This window comes from Streptomyces sp. NPDC058464 (assembly GCF_042721035.1).
Lineage (GTDB): Bacteria > Actinomycetota > Actinomycetes > Streptomycetales > Streptomycetaceae > Streptomyces.
In genome coordinates, this window is sequence record NZ_JBHXMA010000046.1 from 14,827 (window position 1) to 35,805 (window position 20,979).

Below are 20,979 nucleotides of genomic sequence, written 5' to 3' on the forward strand. Positions count from 1 at the left end.
TCGATGTAGCGTATGGCTTAATGATCAGCTTTGTGCTCGGCGTCGAGGACCTCGCGGACACCCGCTTCGCCCTCTCGCCCCTGCACGAAACCCTGTTCAGCCTGCGCGTGCTGCAGGATCCGGGCCTGTCCGCGCTGCACCTGCCCTGGCGCAGGTCCGTACTCGGCAGACTCGGCACGCTCGACACCGGTCTGCTGATGTCCCTGGTCGCCCAGCGGCGCACGCTCCCCGACTTCCTGACCCCGAATCCCGCGGGCTTCGCGCCGGCCTTCGAGGAAGAACTCTCGGTCGTCCGTCAGGCGTCCTGCGCCCGGGTCCGCCACGACCTCCTGCTCGCGCACGCGCCCGACCCTGTTCCCGAAGCGCTCCGCGACGCCACCGCCGCCGAAGACGCACCCGTCGTAGGACTCCGCGACGCCATCTGCGATCTCCTGCGGCAGTACTGGGAGGTGGCCGTCGAGCCGGTGTGGCCGCAGATGCGGCTGGTGCTGGAAGCCGACATGACCTACCGCGCCCGCCGGCTCGCCCTGGGGGGCGCCCGACTGCTGTTCGCCGACATGCATCCGAACCTGCGCTGGCAAGGCGGAGAGCTGTACATCCACAAGATGATCAGCAGGCACCGGGTTGCGGCATCCGGCCGGGGGCTGTTGCTCATGCCGTCCGTGTTCGCACACAAGCCCGCGCCCCCCGTCAGTCCGGACGAGCCACCGAGCCTCGTCTATCCCAGTCGGGGAGTGGCCACGCTGTGGGGCTCGGAGCTGCCGGCGGCCGACGCAACCGCCCTGGTGTCCCTGCTCGGCGCATCCCGAGCGAGACTGCTCGGCCTCCTGGAAGAACCGCTGCCCACCGGAGAGCTCGCCCGCCGGCTCAGGGTCACCCCAAGCGCCGTCTCCCAACACCTGCGTGTCCTGTACTCCACAGGGCTGGTCACCCGAACACGTGCCGGACGGCAGGTGCTGTACCGGAGAAGCACGCTCGGCGACCGGCTCACGACCACCGCCCGCTGACCGGCTCGCCTTGTCGGCAAACGTTCGAATGACGACAGGAGCGGCAGGCATTTCAGCTCCGATGGCGGCTGATGACGGGGTTTGCCGTCAGCTGGGGTCGAATGCGACCACGAGAACGGACGGGGAGCGGCATGGCCAACCCGGTCTGGAAGCAGGTGTCGACCGACCAGCAGTCGACGGCCCGGCAGAACCTCGTCCTTCACGAGGCCGGCATCGACTGTTCGGCGAGCTGCTCATGCACGCGCGGCCGGGGGACACCGTGCACATCAAGGACGCGCACGCACCTCACGGGCCTCACCGGAGAAGTTCAGTGACGCGTTCTCAGGGGCGCGGGGAACTGCGCGAGCAACCACGGTCCACCCGCGCCCTTTCCACAACACCAGCCCGGCAGACGCTAAAGCACCTCCGCAAAAGTCACCGTTCGCTCGGTGAGCAACGGCCACACCACCCCCACCACGACCTCCTTGAAGTGCTCGGCCGCCTTGTGCGCCTCGAACCCCTCCCGGTCGAGATACCGCTCGTACAACAGAAACCCACCCGGCTCGCCCTCCACCACGTGCACCTCGTACATCAGGTTCGCGGGCTCCGTCCGCGTGGCCTCCCGCGCCTTCAGCAGCGCGGCACGCACCGCGTCCGCGTCGGCGGGTGCGCAGCGATAGTGGGCGACGACTGTGTACGCCATCCGCTTTCTCCTCTTCTCCTCGGGGCTTGTCCGGCCCGCCCGATTCCAGCACGGATCATGCCCCCGCCGGCTCGCGCACAGCGCAATCAATGCCTGCCCCCACGGGGCTGGTGAACCCCCTCCCACATGGTGTGTCGTCGCAGACGGCCCGCACGGCCGGCACCGCGGACGACAAAGGAAGTGATCTCCATGCGCACTCTGGAAACCCTCTCCGGCGGGGAGTGGGTGAGGACCGGCGAATGGATCGACGTCCACGACCCTGCCGACGTCCGCACCCCCCTCGCCCGCGTCCCCGCCCTGTCCGCCAAGGACGTCACCCGGGCCTACGACCACGCCGAGCGCGGCTTCGCCGTCTGGAAGCGCACCAGCCCCTTCGAACGGGCCCGGGTCCTCACCGAGGCGGCCCGGCTGATCCGGGAACGGGCCGGGGAGATCGCCGCCGACGTCACCGCCGAGAACGGCAAGACCCTGGCCGAGGCGACCGGCGAGACCCTGAAGGCCGCCGACTTCCTGGAGTACTACGCCGGCCTCGCCCGCCAGGGCTACGGCACCCTCCTGCACGACGTGCGCCCGGACCACCGTACGCACACCCAGCGCGAGCCGATCGGCGTGATCCTGGTGATCAGCCCCTGGAACGACCCGCTGATCACCCCGGCCCGCAAGCTCGCCCCGCTGCTCGCCACCGGCAACGCGGCCGTGTTCAAGCCGGCCACCGAGACCCCCCTGGCGGGGCTGCACTTCGCCCGGGCCCTGCACGACGCGGGCCTGCCCGCCGGTGTCCTCAACGTCGTCACCGGCCGGACCGCCGAGATCGAGGAGGCCCTCCTCGACGACCCCCGGATCGTCGGCATCACCTTCACCGGCTCCAACGCCGTGGGCAACCGCATCCGGCGCCGCCTCACCGACCGCAACGTCCGCTTCCAGGGCGAACTCGGCGGCAAGAACGCCTCGGTGGTGCTGCGCGACGCCGATCTGCCGGCCGCGGCGAAGGCCGTCGTGGCCGCCTCCTTCGGCCAGGCCGGGCAGCGCTGCACGGCCACCAGCCGGGTGATCGTCGAGCAGCCGGTGTACGACGAGTTCGTCCCGCTGCTGGTCGCGGAGGTGCGGGCGCTGGCCGTCGGCCCGGGCACGGATCCGGCGACCACCCTGTGCCCGCTGTCGAGCCCGAAGCAGCGCGACAGCGTCCTCGCCGATCTGGGCAGGGCCGTGGAGCAGGGCGCGACCGTGCTCACGGGAGGCGGGGCGGACACCGGGCGTCCGCACGGCTGCTACGTGGAACCCACCGTCCTCGCGGGCATCACCCCGCAGATGGCCGTCTGGCGGGAGGAGGTCTTCGGTCCCGTCCTCGCCGTCCGCGCGGTCGACGACTTCGACGCGGCCGTCGACGCGGTCAACGACTCCGGCTTCGGGCTCGCCGCCGCCGTGTTCACCCGCGACCTCGCCTCGGCGTACCGGTTCGCCGACGAGGCCGAGTGCGGACAGGTCGCGGTCAACACGACGACCACCGGCTGGGACGTCCACCTGCCGTTCGGCGGCTTCCACGACTCCGGCACGGGCTACAAGGAGCAGGGCGAGGAGGTCCTGAGGTTCTCCACGCGCGTCAAGACGGTGGCCGTCCACTTCGGCGCCCCGGGGCGGGCCCATGGCTGACGAGACGGTCGGTGTCGTCGGCGCCGGCATCGTGGGCCTGGCCACGGCCCGCGAGATCGTGCTGCGCCGCCCCGGCACCCGGGTCGTGGTCCTGGAGAAGGAGCCGGAGGTCTCACGGCACCAGACCGGCCACAACTCCGGTGTGGTGCACGCGGGCATCTACTACACGCCCGGCAGCCTCAAGGCCGACCTGTGCGTGCGGGGCGTGTCCCTGCTGCGCGAGTACTGCCAGGACCGGCAGTTGCCCTACGACGAGATCGGCAAACTGGTCGTGGCGGTCCGCGACGACGAGCTCGGCCGGATGCAGAACCTGTACGAGCGGGCGAAGAACAACCACGTGCCGGAACTCCGGAAGATCTCGCGCGAGCAGATCAAGGAGCTGGAGCCGCACGTCGGCGGTGTCGCGGCCCTGCACTCCCCGCGCACCGCGATCACCGACTACCCGGCGGTCGCCCGCGCGTTCGCCAAGGACGTCGTCGACTCGGGCGGCGAGGTGCGCCTCGGCTTCCCGGTCACCTCGATCACCACCGTGCCCGGCGGCATCGAGGTCGCCTCCGGCCAGGACCTGGTCCGCGTGGACCGGCTGATCCTCTGCGCCGGCCTCCAGTCCGACTCCGTCGCCAGGCTCGCGCAGGACGGGCGGGAGCCCCGGATCATCCCCTTCCGCGGCGAGTACATGCTGCTCAAGCCGGACCGGACCCATCTGGTGCGCGGCCTCGTCTACCCGGTGCCCGACCCGCGCTACCCCTTCCTCGGCGTGCACTTCACCCCGCGTGTCGACGGCTCGGTGGAGGTCGGCCCCAACGCCGTCCTCGCCCTCGCCAAGGAGGGCTACCGGCGCAGCAGGGTGTCGCCCCGGGACCTGCTGGCCCTCGCCTCCTACCCGGGCGCCTGGCGGATGGCCGCCCAGCACTGGCGCACCGGCATCAAGGAGTACCGCGGCTCCTTCTCCGCCGCCGCCTTCATGAAGGACGCGGGGCTGTACGTCCCGGGCGTCGGCGTCCGTGACGTGGTGCGCGGCGGCGCGGGCGTACGGGCCCAGGCGCTGGACCGCGACGGCACGCTCGTCGACGACTTCCGCATCCACCGGGTCGGCCGGATCACGGCCGTACGCAACGCCCCCTCGCCGGCCGCGACGGCCTCCATGGCGATCGCCGAACACATCACCGCGGCCGTCTTCGACGACGCCTGACACGGCGGCCGCATGCCCCGCGAACTGCGCACTTCCGCGCAACAACAGCTTGCGCTCCGGGATCTCCGCAAGAGCGCACCGGCCGCCTAGCGTTCCTTCCACACCGCCCCACCACCCCCTCCGAGAGAAAGAGTTCGGACATGTTCGTCGTCGACACGCAGATCCACATCTGGAAGGAAGAGACCCCGGACCGCCCCTGGGTGCCCGGCGCCCGGGAGCGGATCCGGCTCAACGGCCACCGCGAGGACCCCTTCTCCTACGAGGAGGCCCTGGAGCTGATGGACGAGGCCGGCGTGAACCGCGCGCTGATCCTGCCGCCGTCCTGGGAGGGCGACCGCATCGACTACGCCCTGGAGGCCTGCGAGGCCCACCCGGACCGGTTCGGCATCATGGCCCGCATCCCGCAGAACAAGCCCGAAGAGGGCAAGGCCATGCTCCAGGACTTCGCCCAGAACCCGCACGTGAAGGGCACCCGGCTCACCTTCCACCGGCCGCAGGACCGCAACTGGATGATCGACGGCACCAACGACTGGTACTGGCCGATCGCCGAGGAGCTGCGCATCCCGACCATGGTCCACGCGCCGATCTGGAAGCGCGAGCTCGGCGAGATCGCCGCCAAGCACCCCGAGCTGAAGATCATCATCGACCACATGGGCATCATGGCCCGCTGCGTCGACGACGCGATCGGCTACTGGGTCTCGGAGACCGCCGACCTGCACGTCCACCCCAACATCTACGTCAAGGTGTCCGCGCTGCCGGGTTACTCCACCCAGCCCTTCCCGAACAACAACATCCAGAAGTACGTGCGCGAGATGGTCGACAAGATGGGCCCGCAGCGCTGCTTCTACGGCACCGACATCACCCGGCTGCTCGGCCACGGCATCACCTACACCGACACGATCGAGCAGTTCACCAAGCACTGGGACTTCACGGCCGAGGAGCTTGAATGGATCATGGGCCGCGGTATCTCCGAGGTCCTGAACTGGCCGATCGAGGGCTGAGGAAACACCGGCGATGACCAACAACCCACGGATCGACGGCGGGGACGCCGTCGTCTCCGCCTTCAACGCGGCGGGCGCCGACTACGTCTTCTGCTCCTCGGGGTCCGAATGGGCCCCGGTGTGGGAGGCGCTGGCCCGCCGCCACCGCGACGGCGAGCCCGCCCCGCGCTACCTCGACCTGACCCACGAGACGGTCGCCGTCGGCATGGCGACCGGCTACGGGCTGATCGAGCGCCGCCCGCAGGGCGTGCTGCTGCACGCGGCGCCCGGCCTGCTCCAGGGCTCGATGGCCGTGCACGGCGCGCTGCTGGCCGGCGTCCCGATGGTGGTCGCCTCCTCGGAGTCGACGACGTACGGCGACGCCCCCGGGCACGACCCGGGCGGCCAGTGGTACCGCAACCTGTCGATCGTGGGTGGCCCGCACGGCATCGCCCAGCCGTTCACCAAGTGGTCCACCGAGGCCGCCAGCGTGCACACCCTCCCGGTCATGATCACCCGGGCGGCGGAGCTGGCCTGGCGCGCCCCGGCCGGACCGGCCTACCTGAACATTCCCCTGGAGATCCTCCTGGAGGAGTGGGACGGCCGCGAGGCCAAGCCCGTCGTGCCGCCCGGCTCGACGCACAGCTCGCCGGAGGAGGTCGACCCGGTCGCGCAGCTGATCCGGGAGGCGGCCAACCCCGTGATCGTCACCGAGACGGCGGGGCGCGAGGCCGGCGGCTTCGAGGCGCTGGTCGCCTTCGCCGAGGCCTGGAACATCCCGGTCGTGGAGCCGGACTCGGCGGTGTGCGGCAACTTCCCGCGCACCCACCCGCTGCACGCGGGCAGCGACATCGGCCCCTGGATGGACGAGGCGGACCTGATCCTCCTCGTCAACTGCCGGGCGCCCTTCTACCCGCCCTCCCGTCGCCCTTCCCAGGCGAAGATCGTCGTCATCGACGAGGTCCCGCAACGCCCGCACGTCGTCTACCAAGTGCTCTTCGCCGACAGGTACCTGGAAGGCAACGTCGCCAACACGCTGCGCCAGCTGACGAAGCGGGCCAAGGACCTCGACGAGCGCGCGGTCGAGGTGCGCCGGGCGGCGCAGGAGGAACGGCACGCCGCCGAGCGGTCCGCGATCGCGGCGGCCGAGGCGAAGGCGGCCGAGGCCAAGGGCGTCGACCCGGTGCTGGTGGCCGCCACCCTGCGCACGCTGCTGCACGGGCAGGACGCGATCGTCGTCGACGAGACCATCACCCACAGCCGGGTCGTCAAGCGCCATGTCCAGACCGCGGACCCGGACTCCTACTTCTACGTCCAGGGCGGACTCGGCCAGGGCATCGCGGTCGCCCTCGGCGTCAAACTCGCCGCACGGGAACGGCCGGTGGTCCTCACCATCGGCGACGGCGCCTTCACCTACAACCCGGTGATCCCCTCGTACGACGCGTCGAACGCGTACGAACTGCCGCTGCTGATCGTCGTGTTCAACAACCGCGTCTACAAGTCGATGAATCTCAACCACCGCCGCTTCTACCCGGACGGCGCGGCCGCCGAGACCGGCGAGTGGCTCGGCACCGATCTGCACCGGCTGCCCCGGCTCGCCGGGTTCGCCGAGCCGTTCGGCATGCACACCGAGACCGTCGACACCTCGGAGGCGCTCGCGCCGGCGCTGGAACGCGCCCTCAAGGCCGTGGCCGAGGGCACGACCGCCGTCGTGGACGTCCTAGTCACCCGCTAGCCAGGAGACACACCGCAACCATGTCCAACACCCCCGCCAAGATCCTGGTGCCCGCCGACGACCTGCGCGCCTTCTCCGCCGCCCTCCTGGAGAAGGGCGGCCTGAGCGCCGAGCACGCCCGGACCACCGCAGACGTCTTCGTCTGGGCCGCGCAGCGCGGCGTCGACTCGCACGGCACCGCCCGCGTCCCCGCCTACCTGGACCTGCTCGCCAAGGGCGTCGCCAACGCGCACCCGGAGCTGACGGTCGAGTCGACGGCCCCGGCCGCCGCCGTCCTCGACGCTGACCGCGCCCCCGGCCCGGTCGCCCTGACCGCCGCCGCGGACGAAGCGGTACGGCGGGCCCGGGAGACCGGCATCGCCTCGGTCGGCGTCCGCCGCACCGTCCACACCGGCGCCATCGGCTACTACGTGTCCCGGATCGCCGAACAGGGCCTGGTCGGGCTCGGGTTCGTGGCCGGCATGCCCAACATGGGCTACACCGGCGTCAAGGGCGCGGCCGTCGCCACCAGCCCCCTCGCCATCGCCGTACCGGCCCGCGAACACGCCCCGCTGCTCCTCGACATGGCCACCGCCACCATCGCCCTCGGCAAGATCCGCCAGGCCAAGGCGAGCGGCACGCCGTTGCCGGAGGGCGCGGCCGCGACGGAGGACGGCACGCCGACGACCGACCCGGAGCTGGCGGTCATGCCGCTGCCCCTGGGCGGCGCGAAGGGCTCCGGCATGTCCCTCGCCTTCGAACTCCTCACCAGCGTCCTTGTCGGCGCGCCGATCTTCGCGGCCTTCCACTCGGACGACCCGGCGGGCCGCAAGCACCGCCAGAACGCGCTCCTCATCGCCGTGGACCCGGCGGCCTTCGGCGACCCGCAGGCCTTCGTCGGGGCGGTGGACGACACGCTGAGCACCCTGAAGGGTCTGCCGGCGGCGGACGGCGCGTCCGGTGTGTTCTACCCGGGCGAGCGCAGCGCGGCGGTGGCCGAGGAGCGGGGGGCGAAGGGCATCCCGGTCGCTCCGAAGGTGTGGCGCGAACTGACCGAGCGCGCCGAGAAGCTGGGGGTGGAGGTGCCGGAGCTCGCGGGTTAGGGGCGGGTCTGCACCACCCCGGACACGGTGGGCTGCCGGATGGTCGGCCCGCCGTCGCGCCCCGACTCTGAAGGCATGACCACCAACACGCCCGGAAGAGCATTACGTATCGGACTGGCGGCTGTCGCCTGTGCCGCGTTCCTCGGCGCCGTCGTCACCGCCCCGTCGGCCGCGGCCGCATCGGCGACCGGCGCTTCGGCGCGCGGAGAACTGCTGTCCGTCACCCCGGTGGGGCACCTCTCCCGCTCCGAGGTCGTCGCGGCCGTCGCGTCGATCCCGTTCGACACCGCCCCCGTCCGCCACGGCGTGACCGGCTACCGCATCACCTACCGCACCGTGGACGCCGCCGGCCGGCCGACCACCGCCAGCGGGCTGGTGGAACTGCCCGACGGCGGCCGGCACCAGCTGCGGGTCATCTCCTACGGCCACGGCACCCAGGCCTACCGCGGCGGTGTCGCGTCGATGGTGGCGGGCAACGGCGACCGGGAGGCCGTCGAGTACTTCGCCTCCGCCGGGTACGCCGCCGTCGCACCCGACTACCTGGGCCTGGGCACCGGGCCCGGGACCCATCCGTACATGGACACGGCCACCGAGGCGACCGCCTGGATCGACATGCTGCGCGCGAGCCGCACGCTGGCCTCCCGGCACGGCCACCGCCTCGACCCCGGCGTGTTCCTGACCGGCTTCTCCCAGGGCGGCACGGCGGCGATGGCCACCGGCAGGGCCCTCCAGCACGGCGCCGACCCGTACTGGAAACCGGCGGCACTGGCCCCCGTCAGCGGCCCGTACGACGTACGGCGCGCGGAGATCCCCGCGATGTTCCTGACCGGCGGCATGGATCCGGCCGAGGCGGCCTTCTACATGGGCTACTGGACGGTGTCCATGAACCGGCTGCACCACCTGTACGACGCGCCGTCGGAGGTGTTCCGGGCGCCGTACGACACCCTCGTCGAGGGGCTGTACGACGGCGACCACACCGAGGAGAGCATCGCCGCCGAACTGCCGGACAGTCCGGCCGAGTTGCTGACTCCGCAGTATGTCCGGCGGCTGCTGCACCCCACCGGCGCGCTGCTGGCCGCGCTGCGCGACAACGACACGACCTGCCAGTGGCACCCGGACGTCCCGGTCCGCCTGTATGCCGCGGAGGGCGACCGGGACGCGGTGTTCGCCAACGCACTGCACTGCCGGCGGCAGTTGCGCGCCCACGGGGCGGACGTGCCGCTGGTCGACGTCGGCGACACCGACCACGTCGGCTCGGTCATCCGCGCGATCCCGCAGGTGCTGGACTGGTTCGCCCGGCAGGACTGAGGCCGGGGAGGCCGCCGGGGCCCTACCGCACCGCCCGCACATGACGCGCGACGAGCGCATACGCCTCCCGCGCCTTGCCGTCGTCCTTGCCGTCGTACCCGTGGTCCACCCCCGCCACCTCGTGGTACTCCGCCAGCGCCCCCACCGCCTCCAGCCGCGCGGCGTACCGCTCGCCCTCCGCCCTCAACAGGTCGTACTCGGCCGTGATCACCAGCGCGGGGGCGATCCCCGTCAGATCGGCCGTGTCGGACGGGTGAGCGGGGGAGACCAGCGGGTCGGCACGCCTCTTCGGCTCCGGGACGTACGCCGAGTTGAACACGTCGGCCATCCAGGGGCGCAGCATGGGCCTGGCGACGGCGGCGTGCTTGTCGGCGGCGTCCGTCACCAGGTCCAGCGGGGGATAGTGGAGGACCTGGAGGGCGATCGCGGGGCCGCCCTCGGCCAGCGCCTGCCGGGCCACCGCCGCCGCGAGGCCGCCGCCCGCGCTCTGCCCGCCGACGGTCAGCCGGGCGCCGTCCCAGCCCTGTTCGGCCGCGTGTTCGGCGACCCAGCGGACCACCTCGTAGGCCTGGCGCGGCGGAGCCGGGAAGGGGTGCTGCGGGGCGACGACGTAGTCGACGTTGACGACGGCCACCCCGGCCTCGGCGGCCAGGAACCGGCAGAGCGGGTCGTCGAGTTCGGTGAGCGACATGACGTAGCCGCCGCCGTGGAAGTTGACGTGCACCGGGGGAGCGGGGTCCGTGACCGGCGGCAGGTACACCGTGGCACGGGCCGGAGCGACGGCCGTCGGGATGGTCAACGCGCGCACCGTGCGGGGGAGTTCGGGGAACCGGGCGTGCGAGGCGGCGTCGGAGCCCGGGCCGCTCGGGCGCCGGCTGGCGACCCCGGTCAGGCGCTGCAGGGTCTTCGCGGCGAGCGCGGCGGCCGAGGGGCGGGCCAGGAGGGACATGGGGCTCCGATCGGGAGGGGCCGGCACCACGGGGGCGGCACCCGGCGGGCGACGGATCGACCATCAGGAATCCTGGCGATCGTCGGGTGACGATAACCCCCGTTGCGAGCGCGGTGTCAAGCCCCGCAGCGATCAGCGATCAGCGATCGTGCCGGTCCGGCCCGTCGTGGTCGCGGGGCGGGTGGCCGCAGGGGCCGTGTTCGGGCGGCGGTACCGGCAGCCCCGTGTCCCTGAGGGAGGTCACGCACGCGGCGAACTGGGCGCCCTCGATCATGTGCTCGCTGTCGGAGGCGGCCTCGGCCAGGCTCGCGCAGGACACCGCCAGCAGCGCGGCGCCCGCGACCAGCGGCAGCGCACGGCGCGGTGGCGGCGGGGCGAGCAGTGCCCGGACCCGCTGCGGCACCGCGCCCCCGGTCGCCGCCAGCGAGGCCCGGGCCGGGGCCTTGGCCGAGGCGAGGGCCGCCCGGCCCACCGCGCGTGCCACGACCGTGCGGTCCCCGAGGTGGGCGGCGGCCTCCTCGTCGGCCCAGCGCTCCAGCACGAAACCGCCGGTCTCCGCGAGCGGCCGCAGCAGCGGGCAGGCGGCCGCGGTGAGCCGCCAGGCGGTCTGGAAGAGATGGTGGCGGCCGCGCAGATGGGCCCGCTCGTGCGCGAGCAGCGCCTCCCGCTCGGCGTCGCCGAGGCAGCGCAGCATCCCGTGCGAGACCACGATCCGGCCCGGCGCCCCCGGGAGCGCGAAGGCGTGCGGCGACGCGTCGTCGAGCACGGCCAGCTCCAGGTCCCCGGGCAGCCGTGCGCACTCCCGGCGCGCCCAGAGCAGATGCCGTACCTGCCGTACGGCGGCGACCGCGAGGCCGGTGAGGGAGGCGAGCAGGGTGACCGTCGCGAGCGCGGACACCGTGAGGTACACGGGGTCGTCCGCGCGCAGCGCCGTCACCGACCAGCGGCCCTCCTCCGCGACCTCGGGGATCTGTGCCAGCCCGGTGAACGCCAGCAGCGCCAGCGAACCCAGCCAGCCGAGCGCCGTCACCAGCGCGCCGCCGGCCAGCGCCCACGCCGCCGGGCGCGGCGCGAACCGCCGGGCGAGCCGGGGCGCGACCACCGCGAGGACCACGGTGACCAGGAAGGGGACGTAGACGCTGACGGTCATCGGCTCACGGTCCTTCGTCGGCGGGGCCGCCGTCGTGTTCCCCGAGCAGGCGCTGCAGCAACTGCTCGTCCTCCTCGGAGAGTTCGGAGACGAACCGGGCGAGCACGGCCTCCCGGTCGGAACCGCGCTCCAGCAGGGTGTGCATGCGCTGGGCGGTGTCGGACGCCTCGTCCCGCACGGGTGCGTACGCGTAGCCGCGGCCCGCCCGGTGCCGTACCAGGGTGCCCTTGTCGTGGAGCCGGGACAGGATCGTCAGCACCGTCGTGTAGGCGAGGTCCCCCGGCAGCCGGTCCTGGACCTGCCGGGCGGTCAGCGGCTCCGAAGCGGCCCACAGGGCGGCCAGCACGCCGCTCTCCAGTTCACCGCGGGCCCGCCGGCCGGTTGCCTCGCCGGTCTCGTCGATCTTCCGGTCGTGCACCGTTCACCGTCCTTCAACCAGCGTTCGAGGTCACAGCCTACCGGGACTGCTACTACGGCATGTAGAACCGGGGCTGCGCGGCCGTGAGCTGCGCGAAAGCGGGCTACTACAAGTTGTACGAGATTACCTACTACATGTTGTAGAGTTTCGCCGCTCCACTCCACCTGCGGAGTCTCTGCGGAGGAACCCACCCATGCCCCACCTCGGAAGTACGGTGCATCTGCGCGCCCTTGCGGCCGCCGCCCTGCGTCCCCGCCCGGCCCCGGTGTCCCGGTGCGCGACGCCCGCCGAGCGCGTCGTGATCGTCTCCGCGAGCATCGGCGCGGGCCACGACGGCGCCGCTCGCGAACTGGAGCGCCGGCTGACGGCGGCCGGTGTCACGGTCGAGCGGTACGACCTGCTCGACCTGCTGCCCGCCCGGCTCGGCCGGACCGTCCGCGACGGCTACCACCGGATGCTCGTCCGGGCGCCCTGGATCTACCAGCGCGTCTACTCCAGCACCGAACGCGCCGGAGGCGGCGGCCCGCTGGCCCGCGCGCTGCTGCGCACCGCCGAGAACCGCATGCTCGAGGCCCTCCCCGACGACACCGGCGCCGTCGTCTCCACCTACCCCGGCGCCAGCCGCGTCCTCGGCAGACTGCGGCTCGGCGGGCGCCTCGGCGCACCGGTGTTCACCTATCTCACCGACTTCTCGGTGCACCCGCTGTGGGTGGCCGAGGGCGTCGACGTGCACCTCGCCGCCCACGCCGTGCCCGCCGCCCAGGCCCGCGCCCTGGGCGCCCGGGACGTCCGGGTGGGCGGCCCGGTGGCCGACCCGCGCTTCTGTCCCGCCGACGCCGAGCGGCGCCGGGCGGCCCGGGCCCGGTTCGGGCTGCCCGCGGACACCCCGCTGGCGCTGCTGGTCGCCGGCTCCTGGGGGGTCGGCCCGGTCCGGCAGGTGGCCCTGGAACTGCGCGACTGCGGCGCGGCGGCACCGGTCGTCGTCTGCGGCCGCAACGAGGCCCTTGCCGAGCAACTGCGCGCCGACGGCATCGAGCACGCCTACGGCTGGGTCGACGACATGCCGGGCCTGATGCACGCGGCCGACGTGCTGGTGCAGAACGCCGGCGGGCTGACCTCGCTGGAGGCCTTCGCCGCCGGACTGCCCGTCGCCAGCTACCGCTGCATCCCGGGCCACGGCCTCACCAACGCGGCGGCGCTCGACGAGGCCGGGGTCGCCGCCTGGATCCGCGACCCGGACCAGCTCAAGGGCGTGCTCGGCGACCTGATCGACGGCCCCCGCGGCCTGCTGCAGCGCGAGGCGGGCCGCGCCCTGTTCGCCGCCGCCGGAGCGGGCCCCGCGGACGAGATAGCCCGCGCCTGCCGTGCGACCGGCCCGCTGCCGGCCCCGCTCGGCCTCGACCGGTCGTCACCCTCGGCCGCGAACACCCCTGGCATCGCGCCCGCACCGCGCGGGCCCCGCCCGGCCGTCCGGCGCCTCGCCGCCAGTGTCGCCGTGGCCTGTGCCGTCTGGGCCGGTGCGGTCGGCACCGCGGTCGCCACGACCGGCAGCGGCTCGGGAGTCATCCACGCCATCGGCCACACCCTGGACCTCGACGACGACGCCCACCTCGGTTCCCCGCAGCAGCCGGACCACCACTCGTGACCCCCGCACCCGGCTCCGGTACGACCCCGCACCCCGCCCGCCCGACGGAAGGGCCCCGCCCGTGACCGCCACCGCACCCCTCCTCCGCGCGGCCGCCGTCGCCACCCTCCCGGCGCTCGCCCTGCACGCCGCGCCCGTGGTCTCCACGTTCGGCCCACTGCGCAACCGCGCCATGCCCCGGCTCGCCGGCCGGGGCCGGGCGGACCACGTCGCCCTCACCTTCGACGACGGCCCGGACCCGCTGTCGACCCCGTTCTTCCTGCGCGCCCTGGACCGACGGGGCGTCCGGGCCACCTTCTTCCTGCTCGGCAGCCAGGCCCGCCGCTCGCCCGGCCTGGTCCGCGAGATCGCCGCCGCCGGGCACGAGATCGGGATCCACGGCTGGCTGCACCGACCGCTCCTGCTCCGCGGTCCCCGGGCCACCCACGACGACTTCGCCCGGGCCCGCGACATCGTCGGCGACCTCACCGGACAGGCTCCCCGGCTGTTCCGGCCGCCGTACGGAGTGATGTCCACCGCGGCCCATCTGGCCGCTCGCCGGCTCGGCCTCACGCCGGTGCTGTGGACCTGCTGGGGCGAGGACTGGACCGCCCGCGCCACCCCGGACTCCGTGCACCGCACGGTCACCCGGGACCTGGACGGCGGCGGCACGATCCTCCTGCACGACTCCGACTGCACCTCGGCGCCGGGCGCCTGGCGCTCGGCCCTGGGCGCGCTGCCGCGCATCCTGGACACCTGTGACCGGCGAGGTCTCGCCGTCGGGCCGCTGTGTGAGCACGGGGCATCGACGACCGGCGGGTACGCGCGGCGCAGTACGGCGGGTAAACCCAGGCAGTAAGTTACTTGAGTTACGCAATGAGATGGTAAACTGGCCGGTATGCCCACAGAACCGCTGCCAGCCGTCCCCGCCGCCACGCCGGAGGTCGTCGAGATCGAGCGTGCGCTGACCCGTATCACCTATCTGAGCACCCGGGCCCGGCAGCACGAGCGGCTGATGGCCCTCGCCGGCGTCCCGCTGGACCGTGCCGCGGTCGCCCTGCTGCGCCAGGTCGCGGACTCCGAGCCGCTGCGCCCGGGGGAGCTGGCACAGCGGCTCGGCGTCGAGGCCTCCCACGTGACGCGTACGGTGCAGCAGCTCCAGAGGTCGGGCTACGTCACCCGCGTCCCCGACCCCGACGACCGCCGCGCCCAGCGGATCGAACTCACCGATACCGGCCGGGAGGCCGTCGACCGCGTCCGGGACGCCGGGGCACGCGGCATGCAGCTGGCCCTGGGGGACTGGGCGCCCGAGGAGCTGCGGCAACTGGCCGTCCTCTTCCACCGCATGGTCGACGACTTCCTGACGCACGCGGTCGAGGACGAACCCGGCAAGGAGACCACCGAGACGGTGCCCCCGGCCTCCCGGGCCGTTTGAGGCGCCGCGCCGGTACGCGCGGCCGGACCGGCGGTCCGGTGGGAGCGGGACCCGGCGGGGAACGGGGCGGTACCGCCCGGTAATATCCGGCGGCAGGTCGTCAGAGGAGGCTGCGTGGCCCGGTCCGAACGTTCACCCCTGCTGCTCGCGGGGCTGCTGGCGGCGGCCGGCGTCGCGCACTTCGCGGCACCGAAGTCGTTCGACGCGACGATCCCCAAGGCGCTGCCGGGGTCGCCGAGAGCATGGACGTACGGCAGCGGGGCAGTGGAGCTGGCGCTGGCCGCGGGGATCGCCCTGCCGCGGACCCGCGCGGTGGCGGCCCGGGCGGCCGCCGCGTTCTTCGTGGGTGTGTTCCCGGCCAACGTGCAGATGGCCGTCGACTGGCAGAAGCGGCCCGAGCCGCTCAGGACCGCGGCCCTCGCCCGGCTGCCGCTCCAGATCCCCCTGGTGCTGTGGGCGCGTGAGGTCGCACGTGACGAGGAGGGCCGATAGATGACGGCAACCGTCGAGGTGGGAAGCAAGATCGAGGACTTCGCGCTGCCGGACGAGACCGGTACGACGCGGAGCCTCACGGAGCTGCTGGCCGACGGGCCGGTCGTGCTGTTCTTCTACCCCGCCGCCCTGTCGGCCGGGTGCACCGCCGAGGCCTGCCACTTCCGGGACCTGGCCGCCGAGTTCGCCGCCGCCGGCGCCCGCCCCGTCGGCATCAGCGGGGACAGCGTGGAACGCCAGCAGGAGTTCTCCGGCAAGCACACGCTCGGCATGCCGCTGCTCTCCGACGCGGACGGCGCCGTCCGGGAGCTGTTCGGTGTGAAGCGGGGCTTCTCGCTCGCCCCGACCAAGCGGGCCACCTTCGTCATCGCCCAGGACCGCACGGTCCTGGAGATCGTCCGCAGCGAGCTGCGCATGAACACCCACGCCGACCGGGCACTGGCCGCCCTGCGCGCCCACCAGGGCTGAGCGGACGGTCCCCGGCCCGCGCTTGATGCGCCGGGGCACAGGTCCCATCCTGGGGCGTATGGAGCGTGTCGCTGCCACCGCGGTCATCGACGCCCTGGGCAGGGTGACGGGGTGGAGCGAGGGTGCCCGGATGCTCACCGGGCACCGGCCCGAGGAGGTCGTCGGCAAGCCCGCCGCCGACCTCCTCGCCGAGGCGGTCCCCGCCCGGACGCTGACCGCCCGCTCCGGGACCGTCGCGCTGCGCCACGCCGACGGCCGCCGAGTCGAGGTCGCCCTGACCGCCTGCCCGGTCCTCGGCCCCGACGGCACCACCACCGGCCACGTGCTCACCGCCGACCGGCCCCGGCAGACCGACCCCACGCTGGCCGGCCAGGCCTTCCAGCAGGCCTCCACGGCCATGGCGGTCTTCGACGTCCGCCAGCACTACCTCCGCGCCAACGATGCCGCCTGCCGCCTCATGGGCGTCCCCGAGGAGGCCCTGCTCGGCCGTTTCCTGCTGGACACCGTGGAGGAGGCCCCGCACAGCGAGGGATTCCTGCGCCATCTGCGCCAGGTCGTCGAGACCGGCCGACCCGTCCGCTACGAGACCTCCACCGGGGGCCCGGCCCTGAACCAGGACCACGCGTGGAACATCGAGATGTGGCCCCTGCGCGACCCCGCCGGCGAGCTGACCGCCGTCGCCCTGGCCGCCTTCGACAGCACCGAGGAGTACCTGGCCCGGCTCCGGCTCGCCCTCCTCAACGAGGCGGCCACCGCCATCGGCACCACCCTGGACGTGGTGCGCACCGCCGAGGAACTCGTCGAGCTCCTCGTGCCCCGCTATGCCGACTTCGCCAGCGTCGACCTCCTCGACTGGGTCCTCGGAGCCGAGGAACTGCCCACGGTGCCAGAAGGCGACATCGCCCTGCGCCGCGTCGCCCACGGCTCCGTGACCGCGGGCACCCCCGAAGCCGCCGTACGGCTGGGCGACTCCGAGGTGCACCCGGCCGCTTCCCCGCCGGCGCGGGCGCTGCGGGAGCGGCGGGCGGTGGTCAGCCAGGCCGGCGACCCGGAGTTCCGCCGCTGGGTCGAGGAGCGCAACGCCCTCTCGCCCGCCGGCCGGCCCTACCGCCGGGGCGTCCACTCCATGATCGCCGTACCCCTGCAGGCCCGGGGCGTCCTGCTCGGCGCCGTCGTGGGCGTGCGCATGCGCCACCCCGACGACTACGTCATCGACGACACCGTCTTCGCCGAGGAACTCGCCAGCCGTGCCGCCGTCTGCATCGACAACGCCCGCCGCTTCGCCCGCGAGCGCTCCACCGCCCTCGCCCTCCAGCACAGCCTGCTGCCCAGCGGCCTGCCCGGCCAGGCCGCCGTCGAGGTCGCCCACCGCTATCTGCCCTGCGGATCGCTGGCCGGCATCGGCGGCGACTGGTTCGACGTGATCCCGCTCTCCGGCAGCCGCGTCGGCCTGGTCGTCGGCGACGTCGTCGGCCACGGCATCCGCTCCTCCGCCACCATGGGCCGCCTGCGTACGGCCGTACGCACCCTCGCCGACGTGGACCTGCCCCCCGACGAACTGCTCACCCACCTCGACGACCTGGTGACCCACCTCGCCGCGGACGGCCCCGGCGAGGAGGTCGCCGAACTGGGCGCCACCTGCCTGTACGCCGTCTACGACCCGGTCTCGCGCCGGCTCAGCCTCGCCGCGGCCGGGCACCTGGCGCCCGCGATCGTGCTGCCGGGCGGCGAGGCCACGCTGATCCCGATGACCGCGGGCCCGCCGCTCGGCGTCGGCGGTCTGCCCTTCGAGGCGACGGAACTCGAACTGCCCGAGGGAGCCGTCGTCGCCCTCTACACGGACGGCCTGGTCGAGGACCGAGACCGGGACGTCGACCGTGCCACCGAGGAGATGTGCCGCGCCCTGAGCGCGCCCGCCGACTCCCTGGAGTCCCTCAGCGACAACGTGCTCAAGGCCGTTATGCCGGAACAGCCCGCCGACGACGTCGCCCTGCTGCTGGTCCGCACCCGCGCCCTCGGCGCCGACCGGGTCGCCACCTGGGACGTGCCGCCCGACCCGGCCCAGGTGGCGCACTTCCGGCAGGCGGCCACCGAGCAGCTCACCGCCTGGGGCCTGGACGAGGCCGCCTTCGTCACCGAACTCGTCGTCAGCGAACTCGTCACCAACGCCATCCGCTACGGCGAACCGCCCATCCAGCTGCGCCTGATCCGCGACCGCGCGCTCATCTGCGAGGTCGCGGACGGCAGTTCGACCTCACCGCACCTGCGCCGGGCCCACGCCTACGACGAGGGCGGCCGCGGCCTGCTCCTCGTCGCCCAGCTCACCCAGCGCTGGGGCAGCAGGCAGACGGGCAGCGGCAAGACCATCTGGGCCGAACAGCCGCTGCCCGAAGGCCCGTTCCTGGTCACCGACGAGTGACCGGTGCCGCCGACTACTCGAAATCGCAGCCCGGGTTCGGCACCGACTCCGCGTACGGCGAGCCGTGCGGCAGGACGTAGAGCACGTCGAGGACCAGGTCGGTGTCGCCCAGGTTGGCACCCAGATGCACGTCGCCCGGCCCGCCCGACTCGTACACCGTGCCGCCCCGCTTGTAGACGCCGTCCTCCTTGCAGTCGGAGTGGAAGTGGCTCAACGTGCCCTTCTGGACGTACCCGTAGACCGGGCCGTCGTGGTAATGCCAGCCGGTGGTCTGGCCGGGCGGGACGGTGATCTCCCGCAGGACGTAGTCCGTGTCGCCGATGGTGGTCTGGCTGATCACCCTGCCGGTCACACCGGGTCCGGCGGGGGTGGCGTAGGCGGTGCCGCAGGTCAGCAGAGTGCCGACGGCCACCGCCCCGGTCATTGCGGTACGGAGCGCGGTACGCATGTGTGGGGGCCTCCTGAACCGAAGATCGAGTACCTTCGCGAACATAGGCCCCCGCACCGCCGGCCGGGGCGGGAACGGCTCAATCCGCAGCGGCCCGATCCGTAGCGGCCCGATCCGCAGCGGTTCGAGCTGACAGCGGCTCAGAACTCCTCGTGGCTCTCCGGGTCGCCGCCCAGCCGCCGATGGGCCCGCCCGGAGACGGCCGCCATGTGGGCGGCGTCCAGTTCGAAACCGAAGAGGTCCAGGTTGGCGCGCTGCCGTTCCGCGTCCGCCGACTTCGGAATGGGCAGGGCACCGAGCTGGACGTGCCAGCGCAACACCACCTGGGCGGGCGTCACCCCGAGCGCCTGTGCGACGGCGACGACCGCCGGGTCGTCGAGCAGCCGGACGTCCCGGCCCAGCGGGCTCCAGCTCTCGGTCACGATGCCCTTCGCCGCGTGGAAGGCCCGCAACTCGTCCTGCGGGAACAGCGGATGCAGCTCCACCTGGTTCACGGAGGGCAGCACCCCGGTCTCCTGCTCCAGCCGGGTGAGGTGCTCCTCGGTGAAGTTGGAGACGCCGACGGAGCGCACCAGACCGTCCTCACGCAGCCTGATCATCGCCTTCCAGGAGTCCACGTACTTGCCGACCCGGGGGTTGGGCCAGTGGATCAGATACAGGTCCACGTACTCCAGGCCCAGCCGCTGCCGGGACTCCTCGAAGGACGCGAGGGTCTCCTCGTAGCCGTGGTGGCGGCCCGGCAGCTTCGTCGTCACCACCACCTCCTCGCGGGGCACGCCGCTGCTCGCGACACCGCGGCCGACCCCGGACTCGTTGCGGTAGTTCACCGCCGTGTCCACGAGCCGGCAACCCAGCTCCAGCGCCTGGCGAACGGCCTGTTCGGCCTGCGTGTCGTCCATCGGCCAGGTACCCAGGCCGGTGGCGGGGATCGTCGTCCCGTCGTTGAGCGGGTACGCCGGAATGCTTGTCACGATGGGACCTCTCCTCGACTGTGTCGTCCCTCCAGCGTCACGGACGGAGCGAGCGGTTGCGAGGCGTTCGGGGCCGAGTAGCCTGGACATGATCGACACCAACCCGGCACTGGAGGTGGGCGATGTTCATCCGAATGCTGCGGCGCCGACTGCCGCGTGGCCTTGTCGTTCTCGGCAACGGCCGTCTGATCCGGGGTTTCAGCGGAGGCGACTACGACGGTCACGGATACCAGTCCTGACACGCCGCACCCCTGGAACGGGAGGAGACGCGGTGGCTCAGGACACCGATGGCCTCGTGGCCATGACGCACATCCTTTCACCGCACTGCCGTGTCACCAGACTGTCCGGCGGAGCCCTCATCGCCGACTGGCGACGAACGCGTTTTCTCGGCATGACGACCGCCGACGTCCGCAAGCTCGTCGGCGGCACCTCCGAGGAACGCGCCGAACTCGTGACCGGTCTCGTCCGAGCCGGCTGTGCGACGGTCCGCCGAAAAGCCTACGCGGACGCCGAGGTCTGGCTCTGGCTTCGCGGTGTGCATCTGCTGATCCGCGCCTTGGGTTTCGGACGCGCCCTTCGGCTGCTTCCCCTGGCCGCCCCTGGCTACGCCCGCGCGGACACCCCTTCCCCGCAGGATGTGGCCCGGCTGAAACGAGCGGTCCAAGCACACGGCCGCAGAAGCTGGTTCGTCGACGACGACTGCAAGGCCGAGGCCGTCACGGCATTCGTCCTCCTGCGGCGGTGCGGCTTCGAGGCCACGCTGCATGTCGGCGTGCGCGAGCACCCGTTCGCCCTGCACGCCTGGACGTCGGCGGCCGGGCTGTGCATTCCCGCCGCCGATCCGCGAGGGCACGCCTTCACGCCGGTTCTCTCGATCGGCTGCGGAAGTGAGTGACATTGGAAGCGCTCCGACTCGAATGGTCCGGGGACACGGCGAAGCTCTGGACCGCGGGGGCGATGGCTCGGCAG

20 protein-coding genes are annotated in these 20,979 nt (G+C 73.0%); 14 read left to right on the forward strand and 6 right to left on the reverse strand.

The window, feature by feature from the left end:
* Positions 1-20: 20 nt before the first annotated feature.
* The gene (locus ACFWPQ_RS41995; protein WP_384047410.1) at positions 21-1,007 is read left to right on the forward strand and encodes a helix-turn-helix domain-containing protein; all 987 of its coding nucleotides are present in this window, start codon (positions 21-23) and stop codon (positions 1,005-1,007) included.
* A gap of 394 nt (positions 1,008-1,401) precedes the next feature.
* Here ACFWPQ_RS41995 and ACFWPQ_RS42000 read toward each other — a convergent pair whose 3' ends face one another.
* Complete coding sequence (locus tag ACFWPQ_RS42000; protein WP_384047413.1) at positions 1,402-1,689, reverse strand: putative quinol monooxygenase; 288 nt, start codon at positions 1,687-1,689, stop codon at positions 1,402-1,404.
* Positions 1,690-1,878: 189 nt separating this feature from the next.
* On the opposite strand from ACFWPQ_RS42000, the gene ACFWPQ_RS42005 reads away from it, so the two are divergent.
* The 6 genes from ACFWPQ_RS42005 (at position 1,879) to ACFWPQ_RS42030 (ending at position 9,636) form a co-directional block, all read left to right on the forward strand.
* Positions 1,879-3,339: an aldehyde dehydrogenase family protein gene (locus ACFWPQ_RS42005; protein ID WP_384047415.1), complete on the forward strand. Its 1,461-nt coding sequence runs from the start codon at positions 1,879-1,881 to the stop codon at positions 3,337-3,339.
* The gene (gene lhgO / locus ACFWPQ_RS42010) at positions 3,332-4,531 is read left to right on the forward strand and encodes an L-2-hydroxyglutarate oxidase (RefSeq protein ID WP_384047418.1); all 1,200 of its coding nucleotides are present in this window, start codon (positions 3,332-3,334) and stop codon (positions 4,529-4,531) included. Before ACFWPQ_RS42005 ends, lhgO begins: the two co-directional genes overlap by 8 nt.
* Before the next feature lie 140 nt (positions 4,532-4,671).
* Positions 4,672-5,532, forward strand: coding sequence for an amidohydrolase family protein (locus ACFWPQ_RS42015; protein ID WP_384047421.1), 861 nt, complete (start codon positions 4,672-4,674; stop codon positions 5,530-5,532).
* A gap of 13 nt (positions 5,533-5,545) precedes the next feature.
* Positions 5,546-7,246, forward strand: a complete 1,701-nt coding sequence (locus ACFWPQ_RS42020) for a thiamine pyrophosphate-dependent enzyme (protein WP_384047424.1) — start codon at positions 5,546-5,548, stop codon at positions 7,244-7,246.
* A 20-nt stretch (positions 7,247-7,266) separates the two neighbouring features.
* Complete coding sequence (locus tag ACFWPQ_RS42025) at positions 7,267-8,328, forward strand: Ldh family oxidoreductase (protein WP_384047427.1); 1,062 nt, start codon at positions 7,267-7,269, stop codon at positions 8,326-8,328.
* A 75-nt stretch (positions 8,329-8,403) separates the two neighbouring features.
* On the forward strand, positions 8,404-9,636 hold the full coding sequence (locus tag ACFWPQ_RS42030; protein WP_384047430.1) for an alpha/beta hydrolase family protein: 1,233 nt from the start codon (positions 8,404-8,406) through the stop codon (positions 9,634-9,636).
* Between the two features lie 22 nt (positions 9,637-9,658).
* On the opposite strand, the gene ACFWPQ_RS42035 is transcribed toward ACFWPQ_RS42030, so the two are convergent.
* The 3 genes from ACFWPQ_RS42035 to ACFWPQ_RS42045 all read right to left on the reverse strand — a co-directional run bounded on the left by ACFWPQ_RS42035 (position 9,659) and on the right by ACFWPQ_RS42045 (position 12,153).
* On the reverse strand, positions 9,659-10,585 hold the full coding sequence (locus ACFWPQ_RS42035; protein WP_384047433.1) for an alpha/beta hydrolase fold domain-containing protein: 927 nt from the start codon (positions 10,583-10,585) through the stop codon (positions 9,659-9,661).
* Between the two features lie 139 nt (positions 10,586-10,724).
* Positions 10,725-11,735 (reverse strand): M56 family metallopeptidase, encoded by a 1,011-nt coding sequence (locus tag ACFWPQ_RS42040; RefSeq protein ID WP_384047436.1) that lies wholly within the window; start codon positions 11,733-11,735, stop codon positions 10,725-10,727.
* Positions 11,736-11,739: 4 nt separating this feature from the next.
* Positions 11,740-12,153, reverse strand: a complete 414-nt coding sequence (locus ACFWPQ_RS42045) for a BlaI/MecI/CopY family transcriptional regulator (RefSeq protein WP_361298555.1) — start codon at positions 12,151-12,153, stop codon at positions 11,740-11,742.
* Positions 12,154-12,346: 193 nt separating this feature from the next.
* Here ACFWPQ_RS42045 and ACFWPQ_RS42050 point away from each other — a divergent pair, with 193 nt between their 5' ends.
* The 6 genes from ACFWPQ_RS42050 to ACFWPQ_RS42075 all read left to right on the forward strand — a co-directional run bounded on the left by ACFWPQ_RS42050 (position 12,347) and on the right by ACFWPQ_RS42075 (position 18,591).
* Positions 12,347-13,798 (forward strand): glycosyltransferase, encoded by a 1,452-nt coding sequence (locus ACFWPQ_RS42050; RefSeq protein WP_384047440.1) that lies wholly within the window; start codon positions 12,347-12,349, stop codon positions 13,796-13,798.
* 61 nt (positions 13,799-13,859) lie between these two features.
* On the forward strand, positions 13,860-14,636 hold the full coding sequence (locus tag ACFWPQ_RS42055; protein WP_384047443.1) for a polysaccharide deacetylase family protein: 777 nt from the start codon (positions 13,860-13,862) through the stop codon (positions 14,634-14,636).
* A 39-nt stretch (positions 14,637-14,675) separates the two neighbouring features.
* Positions 14,676-15,212, forward strand: coding sequence for a MarR family winged helix-turn-helix transcriptional regulator (locus tag ACFWPQ_RS42060; RefSeq protein WP_384047446.1), 537 nt, complete (start codon positions 14,676-14,678; stop codon positions 15,210-15,212).
* 114 nt (positions 15,213-15,326) lie between these two features.
* Positions 15,327-15,704, forward strand: a complete 378-nt coding sequence (locus ACFWPQ_RS42065; RefSeq protein WP_384047449.1) for a DoxX family protein — start codon at positions 15,327-15,329, stop codon at positions 15,702-15,704.
* On the forward strand, positions 15,705-16,172 hold the full coding sequence (locus ACFWPQ_RS42070; protein WP_384047452.1) for a peroxiredoxin: 468 nt from the start codon (positions 15,705-15,707) through the stop codon (positions 16,170-16,172).
* A 58-nt stretch (positions 16,173-16,230) separates the two neighbouring features.
* Positions 16,231-18,591 (forward strand): SpoIIE family protein phosphatase, encoded by a 2,361-nt coding sequence (locus ACFWPQ_RS42075; protein ID WP_384047455.1) that lies wholly within the window; start codon positions 16,231-16,233, stop codon positions 18,589-18,591.
* Positions 18,592-18,604: 13 nt separating this feature from the next.
* On the opposite strand, the gene ACFWPQ_RS42080 is transcribed toward ACFWPQ_RS42075, so the two are convergent.
* Positions 18,605-19,039 (reverse strand): cupin domain-containing protein, encoded by a 435-nt coding sequence (locus tag ACFWPQ_RS42080; RefSeq protein WP_361298537.1) that lies wholly within the window; start codon positions 19,037-19,039, stop codon positions 18,605-18,607.
* A 140-nt stretch (positions 19,040-19,179) separates the two neighbouring features.
* Positions 19,180-20,010, reverse strand: coding sequence for an aldo/keto reductase (locus ACFWPQ_RS42085; protein ID WP_384047458.1), 831 nt, complete (start codon positions 20,008-20,010; stop codon positions 19,180-19,182).
* A gap of 271 nt (positions 20,011-20,281) precedes the next feature.
* Between ACFWPQ_RS42085 and ACFWPQ_RS42090 the strand changes: the two genes are divergently transcribed.
* Entirely contained in the window at positions 20,282-20,905 is a 624-nt protein-coding gene (locus ACFWPQ_RS42090) for a lasso peptide biosynthesis B2 protein (protein WP_384047461.1), read from the forward strand.
* Positions 20,906-20,979 lie beyond the last annotated feature (74 nt).